The organism is Streptomyces sp. NBC_01241, from assembly GCF_041435435.1.
Taxonomy (GTDB): Bacteria; Actinomycetota; Actinomycetes; order Streptomycetales; family Streptomycetaceae; genus Streptomyces.
Genome location: NZ_CP108494.1, coordinates 1,333,934 through 1,347,998 on the forward strand (window position 1 = coordinate 1,333,934; position 14,065 = coordinate 1,347,998).

At 69.7% G+C, this 14,065-nt stretch carries 17 protein-coding genes; 8 read left to right on the top strand and 9 right to left on the bottom strand.

All coding sequences use genetic code 11. The features are described 5' to 3' along the window. The first annotated feature begins 250 nt into the window (after positions 1-250). Both OG306_RS05545 and OG306_RS05550 read left to right on the top strand, forming a co-directional pair. Complete coding sequence (locus OG306_RS05545; RefSeq protein WP_266744914.1) at positions 251-1,702, top strand: glycosyltransferase family 39 protein; 1,452 nt, start codon at positions 251-253, stop codon at positions 1,700-1,702. Between the two features lie 22 nt (positions 1,703-1,724). Next, the gene (locus OG306_RS05550; RefSeq protein WP_266744915.1) at positions 1,725-2,069 is read left to right on the top strand and encodes a hypothetical protein; all 345 of its coding nucleotides are present in this window, start codon (positions 1,725-1,727) and stop codon (positions 2,067-2,069) included. A gap of 51 nt (positions 2,070-2,120) precedes the next feature. Here OG306_RS05550 and OG306_RS05555 read toward each other — a convergent pair whose 3' ends face one another. Beyond that, positions 2,121-2,501, bottom strand: a complete 381-nt coding sequence (locus OG306_RS05555) for a YunG family protein (RefSeq protein ID WP_266744916.1) — start codon at positions 2,499-2,501, stop codon at positions 2,121-2,123. Positions 2,502-3,107: 606 nt separating this feature from the next. On the opposite strand from OG306_RS05555, the gene OG306_RS05560 reads away from it, so the two are divergent. Beyond that, the gene (locus OG306_RS05560) at positions 3,108-3,620 is read left to right on the top strand and encodes a Rieske (2Fe-2S) protein (protein WP_266907214.1); all 513 of its coding nucleotides are present in this window, start codon (positions 3,108-3,110) and stop codon (positions 3,618-3,620) included. Here the strand turns inward: OG306_RS05560 and OG306_RS05565 are convergent. Beyond that, positions 3,617-4,300: a cysteine hydrolase gene (locus tag OG306_RS05565; RefSeq protein WP_266744918.1), complete on the bottom strand. Its 684-nt coding sequence runs from the start codon at positions 4,298-4,300 to the stop codon at positions 3,617-3,619. The two genes, OG306_RS05560 and OG306_RS05565, sit on opposite strands and share 4 nt — an antisense overlap. A 111-nt stretch (positions 4,301-4,411) precedes the next feature. Here OG306_RS05565 and OG306_RS05570 point away from each other — a divergent pair, with 111 nt between their 5' ends. Next, complete coding sequence (locus tag OG306_RS05570) at positions 4,412-4,888, top strand: pyridoxamine 5'-phosphate oxidase family protein (RefSeq protein ID WP_266744919.1); 477 nt, start codon at positions 4,412-4,414, stop codon at positions 4,886-4,888. Between the two features lie 105 nt (positions 4,889-4,993). Here the strand turns inward: OG306_RS05570 and OG306_RS05575 are convergent, their stop codons facing one another. After that, positions 4,994-5,908 carry a LysR family transcriptional regulator gene (locus OG306_RS05575; RefSeq protein WP_266744920.1) on the bottom strand — a complete coding sequence of 305 codons (915 nt, stop codon included), beginning with the start codon at positions 5,906-5,908 and terminating at the stop codon, positions 4,994-4,996. Between the two features lie 74 nt (positions 5,909-5,982). Here OG306_RS05575 and OG306_RS05580 point away from each other — a divergent pair, with 74 nt between their 5' ends. After that, entirely contained in the window at positions 5,983-7,032 is a 1,050-nt protein-coding gene (locus OG306_RS05580) for a DMT family transporter (protein WP_266907210.1), read from the top strand. On the opposite strand, the gene OG306_RS05585 is transcribed toward OG306_RS05580, so the two are convergent. Beyond that, complete coding sequence (locus OG306_RS05585) at positions 7,023-8,354, bottom strand: aminotransferase class I/II-fold pyridoxal phosphate-dependent enzyme (protein WP_266752088.1); 1,332 nt, start codon at positions 8,352-8,354, stop codon at positions 7,023-7,025. The two genes, OG306_RS05580 and OG306_RS05585, sit on opposite strands and share 10 nt — an antisense overlap. A gap of 35 nt (positions 8,355-8,389) precedes the next feature. Between OG306_RS05585 and OG306_RS05590 the strand changes: the two genes are divergently transcribed. After that, positions 8,390-9,085: a pyridoxamine 5'-phosphate oxidase family protein gene (locus tag OG306_RS05590; RefSeq protein ID WP_266744922.1), complete on the top strand. Its 696-nt coding sequence runs from the start codon at positions 8,390-8,392 to the stop codon at positions 9,083-9,085. A gap of 57 nt (positions 9,086-9,142) precedes the next feature. On the opposite strand, the gene OG306_RS05595 is transcribed toward OG306_RS05590, so the two are convergent. The 4 genes from OG306_RS05595 to OG306_RS05610 form a co-directional block, all read right to left on the bottom strand. Then, a complete protein-coding gene (locus OG306_RS05595) occupies positions 9,143-10,099 on the bottom strand; it encodes a DMT family transporter (RefSeq protein ID WP_266744923.1) in 957 nt (318 codons plus the stop codon). A gap of 161 nt (positions 10,100-10,260) precedes the next feature. Beyond that, positions 10,261-11,289 (bottom strand): EamA family transporter, encoded by a 1,029-nt coding sequence (locus OG306_RS05600; RefSeq protein WP_266744924.1) that lies wholly within the window; start codon positions 11,287-11,289, stop codon positions 10,261-10,263. A gap of 129 nt (positions 11,290-11,418) precedes the next feature. After that, positions 11,419-11,661: a hypothetical protein gene (locus OG306_RS05605; RefSeq protein ID WP_266744925.1), complete on the bottom strand. Its 243-nt coding sequence runs from the start codon at positions 11,659-11,661 to the stop codon at positions 11,419-11,421. Next, entirely contained in the window at positions 11,640-12,209 is a 570-nt protein-coding gene (locus OG306_RS05610; RefSeq protein ID WP_266744926.1) for a Clp protease N-terminal domain-containing protein, read from the bottom strand. Before OG306_RS05610 ends, OG306_RS05605 begins: the two co-directional genes overlap by 22 nt. Before the next feature lie 247 nt (positions 12,210-12,456). On the opposite strand from OG306_RS05610, the gene OG306_RS05615 reads away from it, so the two are divergent. Together OG306_RS05615 and OG306_RS05620 are read left to right on the top strand one after the other, a co-directional pair. Then, positions 12,457-12,660 (top strand): hypothetical protein, encoded by a 204-nt coding sequence (locus OG306_RS05615; protein WP_266744927.1) that lies wholly within the window; start codon positions 12,457-12,459, stop codon positions 12,658-12,660. A 78-nt stretch (positions 12,661-12,738) separates the two neighbouring features. Further along, complete coding sequence (locus OG306_RS05620; RefSeq protein ID WP_266744928.1) at positions 12,739-13,170, top strand: type II toxin-antitoxin system Rv0910 family toxin; 432 nt, start codon at positions 12,739-12,741, stop codon at positions 13,168-13,170. A 91-nt stretch (positions 13,171-13,261) separates the two neighbouring features. Here OG306_RS05620 and OG306_RS05625 read toward each other — a convergent pair whose 3' ends face one another. Then, complete coding sequence (locus OG306_RS05625) at positions 13,262-13,873, bottom strand: PadR family transcriptional regulator (RefSeq protein ID WP_266744929.1); 612 nt, start codon at positions 13,871-13,873, stop codon at positions 13,262-13,264. Positions 13,874-14,065: the final 192 nt, after the last annotated feature.

Genomic DNA, 14,065 nt, shown 5'->3' on the forward strand with positions numbered 1-14,065 from the left:
GGGCCCGCGTGGCGAGCCTTGAGAGCAAGTCGGATATTTCGTACGCGGCTGTCGCGTTCGCTGCGCAGGTAGTGACTGAGTGGCTGAGTGGGTTTCAGCCAAGAGGTGCGGAGGCGAGCTCCGGCGATGGCGGGTGCGGTGTAGCTCGGGATATTTTCCTCACGCACAACTGTCCATCGAACGGTGCTTGCGGCATGAGGTCGAGGCTGCCCTCGGGGGCTTCACTGCGACTTGATGAGTTTGAGAGTTCATGACTTGCCACATAGCCGCGCCGTGGCGCCGTTCCTCCGTCTGGGCACTCCCTCTGCTGTGGACCTTCGCCCTCGGCCTGTGGGGGCTGTCGCGGCAGCACACCGTGTGGCGGGACGAAGCCGCCACCTGGCAGGTAGCCCGGCGGCCCGTTGCCGATATCTGGCACATGCTGGGACAGGTCGATGCTGTGCACGGCCTCTACTACCTGCTGATGCACGGGCTCTTCGAATGCTTTGGTCCTGGTACCACGACCCTGCGTCTGCCATCGGTTCTGGCCACGTCATTAGCGGCGGCATGTGTGGCGCTCATTGCCCGTCGGATGGCTGGCCAGTTGGTGGGCCTGACGGCAGGGCTGGCGTTCGGGCTGCTTCCGGCTGTGCAGTTCTATCTCCAAGAAGGCCGTTCGTACGCGCTGATCGCGATGGGCGCTGGGATCTCGACCCTGCTGCTGGTGACCATGCTCGAAGACCGTGGCCGTGACCGCCGGCGTCGATGGACAGCGTATGGAGGCACTGTGCTGGTGTGTGCGCTGCTGAACTGGCTGTCCCTGCTGGTTCTTCCCGCGCACTTGGCAACTCTGGTCTGGTCGAAAGCCGAACGCGGGGTATGGGCGCGCTGGGCAGCCGCTTCGGCGGCCGCGGTGGCAGCCGCCCTGCCGTTGATTCTGTTCAGCCGGAGCCAGTCGGATCAGGTGTCATGGATTCCTCCCTTGACGTGGCACATGATGATCGGCCCGGCTGTCCTGCTGCTGATCGGGGGGATCGGGGCCCTCACGGACCGGCCGCAGCCGGGTCGGCTGTCGGTTGCGGCTGTCGGCTTACCGCTGCTGGCGGTGCCGCAGATTGGATTGATCGGTCTTTCTCTGGTTCAACCGCTGTTCTTGGACCGCTATGTCTTGTTCAGCATGCTGGGTCTGGCTCTGCTGATCGGTGCAGCGCTGGGTGCGGCAGTAGCCGCCCTCGGGAAGAGGTTCCGGCGGGCGTCGTCATGGGTCCTCCCGGTGGCGGTCGTGGTGGCAGTGCTAGCACTCTTGCCACAGTTGCTGGCCAAGCGCTCTCCGGCGAGTCGAGTCGATGATGTCCTGGCGGTAGCGGCGGACGTGAGGCACCTGAAGAAGGCCGGAGACGCGGTGCTCTTCATACCGGCAGCACGACGTGATACGGCGCTGGTCTCACCCGACGACTTCGCCGGCCTGCGGGATATCGCTCTGGTCGAGAGCGCTGCGGCATCGGGAACACTGAAGGGCCTGGAGGCCAGCCCCGACCAGATAAGGACCGACCTTTTGTCACAGCGGCGGGTTCTGCTGGTCACGGATGCGCCCAATGTGGCCCGGCCAGTGTCGGCGGCGCGGGACGAGGCGAAGATGTCAGTGCTGCGGGCGTTCTTCAGTGCGGTGGCAGATCGTCAGGTCCTCGGACGAAGGGTGACGGTGTACGAGCGGCTCTCGTGACGTGTCACATGGACGTTCAGGGATGCCATGCACTCGCTCAGCCCGTGGTGGTGACGTAGGTGCCGAGGTCGTCTACGGCTCCTACAACGAACAGACGCTCCGGGCGGGCACCATCCGCGCCCGCCCGGTCATCGAGGACGAGCACTGCACGATCGCCGAGGTGCAGGCGGACACCTACTTCGATCTGGACGACTACCAGCAGGGTTACGGAGACGGCGTACAGGAGCAGCTGCGCGAACTGTTGGTGGACGAGGTGTTCGCCAATGAGGAGGGCGCAGAGGAGGAACAGCTGGACCGGACACTTCTCTTCGCCCGTCTGCGCGCGGGCGAGCCGGTGTTCCGCACGGGGGAGACGGCGGCCCACTGACGGCTCGTCGTCACCGCCCCGGTAGCTCCGGTCGCCCCGTCGACGCAGCGCCTACGAACGCAACGCTGCCAGCACTCGGCTGCGAAGAAGCTCATACTCCGCGCGGAGCCGCACGATCTCCGCAGGCCGTTCGATCACATCCCCGCCGACAACCGTCTCGTCAGGTCCGAACTGCTCGCGCGTGAGATCGACTTCGATCCCCATGCCCAGACGGTTCCACCAGTGGTAGTCGACGCGCTCGCCGTCGACGTGGACCTCGCCGCGGATCAGCTCACCACCCAACAGGTCGTGCACCACCAGGGCGGTGACACCGCATTGGTCGCGCGCCGGGTTGTCCGGAGTCCAGTGCGGACGGTGGGCCGGCGTCGTGGTGTCCGCGCCCCACCCGCCGCGAATGGTCTGTTCAAGGTCGTTGAAGTTGATCAGCGTCATGTCGCTCAGCCTCGCAGACGCCTCTGACAATCACCCGCGCCCGGTCACACGTGCCCCATCACGCCCGACCGATCACACGTGACCTGTCACGCGTGACGCCCGGCCTCCCGCCGGTCCGGGCCAGTACCGGAACGGGGCGTTTCTCCACGACGACGCCGTCCGAAGAATTCGGTGTGCGGAGTCCTTCTGCCGGCCGGAGGTCTTCCCTCCGGTGGTCTCCGGTGCAGCGCCGACCGGCCGGTGGTTCCGCTGCACCCATTGGGAGGAACGGTCTCTCGGCCACCCGGATGTACTTTCGGCGAATTACGCGCGCAATTCGCCGCTCCCGAGGCGGCCGGGCTGACGCGCCCGCTCATGCCGGGGCACGGTCTTGCCGAAGACAATGTGGCCGTCGTGCTGCGTCGGCCGCCCGGTCATCCAGAAGGAGACGGCGGGCAATCCCGTGCCTGCTGGAGCGGGACTGCCTCAAGAAGTCCCTGGCGCGTTGAACACGGGGGTCCCGCTGCGCGTACCCCTGGTCGGGCACAGACGTGGTGAACACCGGGGTCGTAAACACAGAAGTCGCGAACGTCGACAGTCGCGCACATCGCAGAAGGGAATGCCGGAATGAGCGCATCGCAGGACCATGAGGTCCGTCCCGGACGTCGGGCCGTTGTCGCAGCGGTCGGGGCCGCCTCGGTGGCTGCCGTACTCACCGCGTGCGGAAACGAGAAGGACTCGGGGGGTTCGGGTGCGGTCCACCCGGCCGCCGGCGGAAGGGACGGCAGCGGCGAGGCGCTGGCGTCGTCCACTACCGACATCCCCGAAGGCGGCGGAAGGGACGGCAGCGGCGAGGTACTGGCGAAGACTACCGACATCCCCAAAGGCGGCGGAAAGATCTTCGCCGACCAGGGCGTCGTGGTGACGCAGCCCGAGGCCGGTGACTTCAAGGCGTTCTCGTCGAAGTGCACCCATCAGGGATGCACCGTGTCGAGCGTGTCGAACGGCACCATCAACTGCCCGTGTCACGGCAGCAAATTCAACCTGCGGACGGGCAGCGTGACGGCGGGGCCGGCGCCTCGGCCGCTGCCCGCCAAGGCCATCACGGTCGAGGGCGATTCGATCACCCTCACGTCCTAGTTGTACGGCCCCGTCCGGCCGCGATCCGCCGGACGGGGCACGGTCCGCCCTCTGCTCAGCCAGCAGCCGAGCACATCATCGGTGGTCGTGATGGTGGCGACGAGGGCGAGCGTGTTGCGGATCACCGCTTGGGTGTAGTCGGCCGGCACCCCCGCGATGGCGTCGGACGGCACCACCGCCGTATAGCCGAGGTTCACCGCGTCGAACACGGCGTTGGGGACGGCGACATTGGCCGAGACACCAGTGACGACGAGCGTCCGGCAGCCGAGGTTACGGAGCAACGCGTCCACCTCCGTACCGGCGATGGGCGAGAGGCCGTGCAGCCGACGCACGACGAGGTCCTCGTCCGCCACCTCGATGGGCGCGGCGATCCGTACCGCCGTGGTGCCCGAGTGCTGCTGTACGGGCAGTCGGCCGGCAGCCCGGAACAGGCGGGCATTGTTGTTGGCTCCCCGCCCGTCGGGGCGGCGCTCGGCCACGGCGTGCAGTACCTGGACCCCGGCCTCGTGGGCAGCCGCCACCAGCCGGGCGACTCGGTGGAGGGCCCCGGAGGACCTGGCCTCCTCAGCCAGCTCCGGCAGGGCACTGTCGGGGCCCACGACACCTTGCTGGCATTCGACCGTCAGAAGCACGGTGGTGGCCGGATCGAGCTGCTCGGCGAGCTGTTCCTTCGACGGCACGGCTGCCCCTTCGGTCGGCGGATCGGGCGCGCGAGGCTAACCGCCATTGCGCGACGAGGGAAGAGGCTCCATGCTTTCTGACACATAGTCAGCTATTGGGGAGGGGCACCCATGGCCACCATTCAGCGACGGGGCCGTCGGATCATGATGACGGACGCGGCACGCGACACCTATCTCGCCGAGCAGCGGACCTGCCGGGTCGCCACCGTGTCCGCCGACGGCCGCCCCCACATCGGCGCCCTCTGGTTCACCTGGGACGGCACCTCTCTCTGGCTGTACTCGATCACCCGCAGTCTGCGCTGGTCCCAGCTGCGCGACGACCCGAGGATCGCGGTGGTCGTGGACGACGGGGTGGAGTACGCGGATCTGCGCGGCATCGAACTCTCCGGCGAGGCCGTCCCGGTCGGTGAGGCACCCCGTACCGGCGAGCCCTGCTCCGAACTCGACGTTCCGGAGCGGCTGTTCGCGGCGAAGTACTTCGGGATGGACGCCATGCCGCACGACGGGCGGCACGCCTGGCTGCGGCTCACCCCGGAGGCCATTACCTCCTGGGACTTCCGGAAGCTCGCAGGCTTGCCCTCGACGTGAGCAACCCCCGCAGAAGAACCTGACCCCAGCCTCGGCAGGCGAATGTGAGCGGCCTCGACGGGAGAAACATGAGCGACGCCGACCGGACAAACCCTGCACCCCGGCCTACACCGTCGGGGCGTCCATCTCCCGGCCCGCCGTCCGCAGCGCCGTCACGGCCGCCCTGATCGACGGACGGCGGTCCGCGTCGGTGCGCCACACGGCGTGGACATGTCGTCGCATCTTCTGCCGTACGGGCACGAGCCGCACTCCGTCGGGCACCGGCCCACGGCCCAGCCGAGGCGCCACACAGACACCCACCCCAGCAGCGATCAGGGCGAGTTGGGTGTGATGCTCGCCCGCCAGATGCGCGATGCGTGGTTCGATACCCTTCGATCGCAGGGTGAACATCAGCCAGTCGTAGCAGAACTCGCCCTCGGGCCAGGACACCCAGTCGTCGTCGGCGAACTCCTCCAGATCCACCTCAGCCCGGTCCGCGAGAGGATGACCGGCCGGCATCGCGACGTCCGGTGCATCGTCCAGGAGTTCGGCCTTGGCCAGACCACCGGGCACCGGCAGCCGTTTATTGCTCCAGTCCAGCACGACCGCCAGGTCGATATCGCCTCTGATGACCGCACGGATTCCGTCCTCGGGCTCCAATTCCCTTGTCCGTACACGCAGTTCGGGATGGTCGGCGCGCAGCGCCTGGAGCACAGCGGGGAAGAGACCGCGCGCTGCGGTCGGAAAGGCGGAGAGTCGTATCTCGCCCACCACCTCCCCGCGCTGCGCCTCGATGTCGGACTGGGCCAGCTCGACCTGGGACAGGATCCGGGCCGCGTGGTCGGCGAGCAGCTGACCGGCGTCGGTGAGCCGGACCCCGCGACCGTTCTTGGCGAGGAGCTGCTGGCCCACCTCCCGCTCCAGCTTCGACATCTGCTGGGAGACCGCCGACGTGGTGACATGCAGCCCCTCGGCGGCACCGCTGACCGAACCGTGTCGGGCGAGTGCGTCCAGGGTGCGCAGGCGCTCCAGATTCAACATGTAAGCAATGCTACGCGGATTTCCACACAAAATCTCACTTGTCCTACTCGATTGTTTTCGTCATCGTTGACCGCATGAGCGCGCCGGTCACACCCAGAACCCCTCCTCCTGCCAGATCCTCCGCCCCGTCCCGGCCGACCGGGACGGCCACCCCCGCCACCACCCCGGCACCCACCACCCCGGCGCTCCTCGCGACGTCCGCTTCGGCCCCGGCCGCGCGGCCCCGGCTGGACTGGCGGATCCGCTTCGGAGCGCTCTCCCTCATATGGGGCTTCAGCTTCCTTCTGATCAAGGTCGGAACCGAGGGCTACGCCCCGTTCCAGGTCACTCTCGGCCGCCTCCTGGCGGGCACGGCCGTGCTGGCCGTCGCGATGGCGGTACGCAGGGAGCGGCCGCCGCGCGGTGCCCGCACGTGGGGGCACCTGGCCGTCGCCGCGTTCTTCCTGAACGCGCTGCCGTTCTCGCTCTTCGCCTATGCCGAGCTGACCATCCCGTCGACCCTGGCCGGAATCTGCAACGCGACCTCGCCCCTGTGGGGCATGGCACTGTCGCTCGTCGCGCTCTCGGAGGACCGGCCCACCCGTCGCCGCGTCGCCGGACTCGGGCTCGGTTTCCTGGGTGTACTGACCGTGCTGGGCGCCTGGCAGGGCTTCTCCGGACTGGACTTCAGCGGCACGGCCATGGCGCTGCTCGCCTCCCTCAGCTACCCGATCGGCTGGATCTACGTCCGCAGAACGCTGGCGGGCAGCGGTTCCTCCACGCTCTCCCTGACCGGCAGCCAGCTCTTGCTCGGTACGGTGCAGATCGCTCTGGTGACCCCGCTGTTCACCTCGGTCCCCGACGGATTCCCCCTGCTCCCGACCCTGGCCGTGGTCGCGCTGGGTGCGCTCGGTACGGGCCTTGCGGTGCTGATCCAGTACGGCCTGGTGGAGGAGGTCGGACCCACGACCGCGCAGATGGTCACCTACTTCATCCCGGTCATCGCCACCGCTGCCGGAGTCCTCGTGCTCGGCGAACAGCTGAGCTGGAACACTCCGGTCGGCGCCCTCGTGGTCCTGGCGGGCGCCGCCCTGACCCAGAGCAGGGCGCGCGGCGGAAGGACCGGGACCGGGACTCAGCCGTAGTTCAGCGGTTGCGCCGGTCGGGCCGCCGCCGCCACCGCATCGGCCAGCGGCTCGATGTCGCCCTCGGTGAGCGGTGAGACGGTGAGCCGGACACCCTGGGGCGCGGCCATCCGGAACCGCGCTCCGGGGGCCACCGCCCAGCCCGCGTGCAGCAGCCGTGCCACGGCCCCGGTCTCGTCGCTCACCGGTACCCACACGTTCATGCCGCTGCGGCCGTGCGCCTCCACGCCCCGTTCCTTCAGTGCCCGCACGAGTACGTCCCGGCGCTTCGCGTACGCCCGCGCCACCTCGGCCGGGTCGACCGCGCCCGAGGCCCACAGATGCACCACGGCCCGTTGCAGCAGTCTGCTGACCCAGCCGGGGCCGAGCCGCTGCCGGCCCGACACCCGGTCGACGGTGACCGGGTCGCCGGTCAGTGTGGCAACGCGCAGATCCGGCCCGTACGCCTTGGCCACGGACCGCACGAACGCCCACCGGTCCGTGGCGCCCGCCAGCGGGTACAGCGGGAGATCGACGATGCCGTGCCCGTGGTCGTCCTCGATCAGGAGCACTTCGCGGTGTCCGGCCAGGACGCCCCGTAGCTCGAAGGCGCGCCCGCCACTGATCGCGGCCCCGGTCGGATTCTGCGCCCGGTCGGTGACGACGAGCGCTCGGGCCCCGGCGTTCAGCACGCGCTCCACGTCATCGGGCAGTGGTCCGTCGTCGTCGAGTGCGACGGGCACGGGGCGCAGTCCCAGCGCCGGCACGAGATCGAGCATGCTGCCCCATCCCGGGTCCTCGACGGCCACCGCGTCACCGGGTTTCAGGTGCGCGACCAGTACCCGCTCGATCGCGTCCAACGATCCGGAGGTCGCGAGCACGGGCCCGCCCGGCACCCGGTCGGCATCCAGTGCGGCGCGCGCGAGTGCGGCGAACTCCGGGTCCACCGGCGGCTGTCCGTACAGACCGGGGTGTCGCGCATACTCGCCCGTGGCCGCCGCGAACGCCTCCCCCAGCGCGGGCAGCAGCGCCGGATCGGGGTTCCCCTCCCCCAGGTCCCGCACCCCGGGCGGCGCCTCGACCCGGAGCGAACCGCGCGCCGTACTCGCGGGGCGTGGCCGCACCCTGCTGCCCCGGCGCCCGGCCGTCTCGATCACTCCACGCTCGCGCAGCGTGCGGTAGGCGGCCGCCACCGTATTGGGATTCACCCCCAGCAGCTCCGCCAACTCCCGCATCGGCGGCAGCACTTGCCCCGGCGCGAGGTCACCCGAGCCGACCCCGCGCTCCACACTGGCGGCAATTTCCGATGCGCGCCGCCCGACGATCCGATACTCTCCTAGCACAAACATGATTATGCACTAGTGCAATGGAGTACGCAATGTCGGACACCGCATCGCCGCAGAGCACGGGACCGGACACCGCGGCCGGGTACCGGCCGACCGAGCGCACCGTCCCGACCCGTTCCCGCGATCGCGCGGCCTACGACCGGGAACTGGTCCACTCGATACTCGACGAGGCGTACGTCTGCCACCTCGGCTTCGTCCGTGACGGCGCACCGGTCGTCCTGCCGACGCTTTTCGGCCGGGTGGGCGAGCGGCTCTACGTACACGGTTCGACCGGCTCCCGGCCGCTGCGGGAGACCGGCCGGACCGACCCCGGCCTGCCCGTCTGTCTGACGGTGACGCATGTCGACGGGCTGGTGCTGGCCCGCTCCGCCTTCCATCACTCGATCAACTACCGCTCCGTGGTGGTCCATGGCATCGCGCGCACGGTGACCGACTCTCAGGAGCGGCGGACCGCCCTCGACGCGATCGTCGACCACGTGGTGCCGGGCCGGTCCGCGGACTCGCGGCCCGCCGACGAGAAGGAGCTGGCGGCGACGGCGGTGATCCGGCTGGACCTCCAGGAGGTCTCCGCCAAGATCCGCACCGGCGGCCCCAACGACGAAGCCCGCGACCTCACACTGCCCCACTGGGCGGGCGTCGTCCCGCTCGCCCACGGCTATGCGGCTCCGCTCCCCTCGGACGACCTCGATCCCGCGATCGGGGTGCCGGGCTACATCACCGCGCTCTGAACCGCCCCTGGGCGGACGGACCCGCCACCGTGGCCATGGGCCCGTCCGCCCCAGCGGTCAGGCCGGTACGGCCGCCCGGCGGCGGGCGTGCGCGGCACTGCGCGCTTCGGCGAACGCCAGCCCCGTGACGGCCACGAGGAGCAGCAGCGTCCCGACGACGGTCGCGGCGGTGAGCTGCTCACGGAGCACCAGGACAGCAATAGCCGCCGCACTGACCGGTTCGAGCAGCATGATCACGGACACTGTCGCCGCACGCACCACCGCGGCGCCCGCGAAGTAGAGCGCGTAAGCGAGCGCGGTCGGTACCGCCGCCACGTACACCAGCAGCGTCACCACGTGCGCGGGCTGAGCGGTATGCGGTACGAGCCCTTCGGCCGCGGCCATCGGCAGCAGTCCGACGGCTCCGATCCCGAAGGCCCAGGCGCTGGTGGCAAGCGAGTCGGTGGTGCCGCCGTCGCGGCCGAGCCACCGGGTCAGCAGGGTGATCGTCGCGTAGCCGGCCGCCGCGAGCAGGGCCAGGGCGACTCCGGCGGGCCGTACCGTGGCCCCATCGCCCCCGAGCACCAGCACCGCGAGCCCGGCCAGCGCGCCCACCACGGCGGTCAGTCCGCCGCGCCCCAGCCGTTCTCCCATGGTCAGTCGCGCGCCGACCGCGATGAGCACGGGACCCGCCCCTAGGGTGACGACGGTCCCGACCGCGAGGCCGGTCGCCTCGACGGCCGCGAAGTACGCGCTCTGGAAGACGGTGAGACCCACGCCGGTGCCGAGGACACGCAGCAGCCGACGGCTGCGCGGCTCGGCGGGGGCTGCTGCCCGCCGGGGCCGTAGCGCCAGCACGGCGAGCAGCAGCAAGAGGCCGCCCGCGCAGCGCCAGAACGACAGGGCGAGCGGGCCCAGATCGCTGGCCTCGAAGATCAGTGAGGCGGCGGCCCCGGCAGTACCCCAGGCAACACCGGCGACGATCAGATAGAAGAGGCTCCGCCCGATGGGCAGGCCGGAAGCAGGATTCGACACGTGGCTTCTCCGGATGAAGACGGGACAGTGGTCTCTCGGCTCCGCACACGGGCCGCGACGGACCGCCCGGGGACTCCCCGAGCCCGGTCTTCGTCAGGAGTGGCCGCCGCCCGTGTCAGGCGGCGGGCGGCGAAAGCACGGTCGAATACATGCGCGTCACATTACGTCGCGGCCCGGCCCGTGGACAACTCCCCCTCGGCCGCGGCGCGACCCTCGTCCGCTCCGGCGATCTGTCCGCCGCCCGGCCCTGACGCGACGGGGCCGGAGGGCGTCCGCGTCGTCGCCGACTGGGCGATGAAGGCGCCGATCAGCACTATGGAACCGCCGATGAGCTGCGGCGCCGACAGGTGCTCACCGAGCATCACCCAGGCGAGCACGGTCGCGATGACCGCCTCCAGACAGGCGACGACACCCGCCACCGCGGGCGAGAGCAGCCGTACCGAGATCACGCCGGTGACGTAGGCGAGGACCGTCGCCAACAGCACGATCCACAGGAGCAGAAGCCATGCAGGTACGTCCGTGCCGTCCATGCCCGCGTTGCCGCCCAGAATCGACCAGTCCATGTTCCACGGCCGCGCGACCACGGTGAGAACGACCGTGCCGATCAGCAGCCCGTACGCGATGACACCGACCGGATGCGGCGGTTCCGCGCCTTTCGCCTTATCCGTGCTCCCCTGGTCCGACAGGACGAAGTAACCGACCTGACAGCAGGCGGCACCGAGCGCGAGGATCAGCCCGACCATGTCGAAGCTCAGCCCCGACCAGGCCTCGACCACGCACGCGAGCCCCCCGACGGCGAGCACCACACCGACCGCCGCGCTCCGGGTGACTGGCCGGCGCTGGACGAAGCGGACCCAGCCGAGGACGAGCGCGGGCGACAGATACTCCACGAGGAGCGCGACACCGACGGGGATACGGGAGATCGCGGCGAAATAGAAGGCCTGCACACCCGCGACGGCGAGCAGCCCGAACCCGAGCAGCAGGACCGGCCTGCTGCGTACGAGATCCCGGTACCGCCAGGCGACGGGCAGCATGACGAGGGCGGCGCCCGCCACCCGTAGCCACACCACATGGAGCGGATCGAGGCCTGCCTCGATGAGCGGCTTGGCCGCCACCCCTGAACCACCGAATGCGAACGCCGAAACCAGGGCAAGTCCCAGGCTGGCGCTTCTCCCCTGAGACGCGTGCATCGGCACATCATGACAGCTGAAGTCAGGAGCGTCACCCCGATGACCCCTGACATGCGCTCCCCGTCAGACGCCCGGCCCCTCCGCGGCACTGTCCATCAGTCGCTCGCCTCCTCCGCGGCGCGCTGTCCGTCAGACGCCCGGCTCCACCGCAGCCCCGCCATGGTCGCGGATCCGGTGCTGCGCACCGCACTTGTCGTCACCACCATGGTCGGCGTCGCCATCGGCACCCAGTTCCTCGGCCTCGGCGCCCGTCGCGGCGCTCCCGCCGACCGCATCGCCGCCCTGCTCCGCCCGGCCTTCACGGTCCCGACCGAACCGCCACGCCGAATCGGCGCCCGCGCCTCGGGCCGTCAGCCCCCGGCGCCCCGCCACCCCTGGCCGGACACCCCCACGATCCGGGCCGCGAGCTGCTCCGCGTCGACACCGGCCCGCTCCAGCACCTCGACAGCCCGGCACTCGTGGTCCCTGGCCAGCGCCGCGAGCAGATCGAGCCCGCCCGCCCTCGCGTCGCCCCGCAGTTCCGCCCGCTCCAGGGCCCCCGCCATCGCCGTGGCGGCCGAGGGCGACCAGCCTTCCACGCCCGTGTCCCGCACAACGGAATCCGGGCCCCGGACGACCGGAACAGCTCCGGAGTCCTCCACCGCACCCTGCCAGCGGAGCCCGTAGCCGATACTGCGCTGGACGAGATACCCGAGCACTTTGGCCAGTTGGGGTCCCCCCTCGAAGGCCGCCCGCACCTCGGGGTCCGATTCGATGAGGGAGTGCAGCAGATGCGCCGTGTCGACCTGCCGGTCGCCGTCGCGTAGTGCTCGTCTGCGGGCACCCGTCACCACCGCGGCCAGCTCCACAGTGAGTCTGGCGTCGAACTCAGCACGGTTCGGTGCGGGCTGCTGAGGGATCCGCGGCGTCCGGTTTTGCACACCTCCCACCCCATCAGTCCCGCAGCGCCGAAGCATCGCCGGAGGGACCCATTTAGGCATCCCACGCAAGTTGGGCACACTCGAACAGCTCCTCCTCCTTACGGATGAGATCTCGCCATTTCGGGATCCGCTCCGTAAGAACAGCGCGCGCCGCCTTGCCCCGCGCTCCCGGAGCAACCAGGAGCCGCCCCCCGCACGTCCCACAGGCCACACCACCCCCACGGCAGCCGGAAGGGAGCCTGCGGACGTGTCCTGGTTGGTCGCCTTACCGGCGCTCGACGGGCGGGAGTACGTGTACCGCGTCCACGCACCGGTGGACGCGCTGCACGCCGACCTCTTCTGGGCCGCCTTCCACTGCCATGACGACGGCCCGCACCCGCGCGCCTGCGACCGGTTCGATGCCGCACTGATCTGGCGGGCGGGATCCAAGGACCGGATCACAGACATCTGACGGTTCATCAGTATTGAATGTTGACGTCACTGCGGCTACGTTCCGCGACACCGTAACCCGCCGAGAAGGGGTGGTCGCATGGCCGAAGTCAGTGCAGAGGCACGCATCGAAGCGCCGGCCGAGAAGGTCTGGGCCCAGCTGACGGACTTCACCGCGTACGGCCAGTGGAACGCCACCCACACCAGCTTCCCCAAGGGCGGCCCGACAACACTCGAAGTCGCGGCCACCTATGAGGAGAACATGAAACTCATGGGCTTCCCGGCGGAGGTGACCTGGACGGTGGCGGAGCTGGAGACCGCGCGCCTGCTCACCACCAAGGGCAAGGGTCCGATGGGCGTCAACCTGGCCATGCGCTACTCACTGACTCCCGACGGCGACGCGACCACGGTACGCATCGACGGGGAGTTCACGGGTGCGGCGGTCTCTCTGATGGCGGGCAAGCTCAAGGATTCGGCGACCGCCGCGCTCGTCGAATCACTGCGCAAACTGGGCGGGCTGGTCGCAGCCTGACAGCCACCGCAAGGACGGGAAAGGGGCCTCGCGGCTCGGCCGCGAGGCCCCTGAACATTGCGCCTTTCGCCCCGCACGTCGCCCCACGGGCTCAGTGCTCGTCGGCGAGGATCAGATAGAGCTTCTTGCGGGCGTCATTGATGACGGAGAGCGCCTTCTGACGCTGATCGGCCGAGCCGGTCTTCCAGACCTGACCGAACGCCTCCATCAGACCGAAACCGGCCTGCCGGATCTCATTGACGCTCTCCCAGTCGACTCCGCGCCCGACCTCCTCCCAGGGCGCGTCGGGACCCGACTCCGCCTCGGTGCGACCGGCGTCGGTCAGCGTGAACAGCTTCTTGCCGCCCTCGCTGGCACTGACGATCAGGCCCTCGTCCTCCAGTAGCTGGAGGGTCGGGTAGACCGAGCCCGGACTGGGCCGCCAGGCCCCGCCGCTGCGCTCGCCGATCTCCTGGATCATCTCGTACCCGTGCATCGGCCGGTCCTTCAGCAGCGCCAGGATCGACGCACGCACGTCACCGCGGCGCGCCCTCCCCCGGCCGCCGCCCCGGCCGCGACCGCCACCGAAGGGACCGCCACCGAACGGCGGACCGAACTGCCCGAAGGCCGCCCGCCGCCCCTCGAAGTCACCCCGGCCTTGATGGCCGGGCCCGCAGTGCCCATGTCCATGCCCGTGCTCATGTTCGTGCCCACGTGAACGCATCGCCACACTCCTTCCATCGTCGATCTGTCGCGATGCGTCAACGATATATCGGAACCGGTCGCGTGACAATCACCTAGCCGGTCACTGCTGGTGACCTGTCACAGCGAAGGTTGATGCTTGATGGTTTGTCTCAGTGAAGGTTGATTGGCTCAGTGCCGGTCGCCTGGGGCCGTGCTCGGTGGTCGGCTGCCA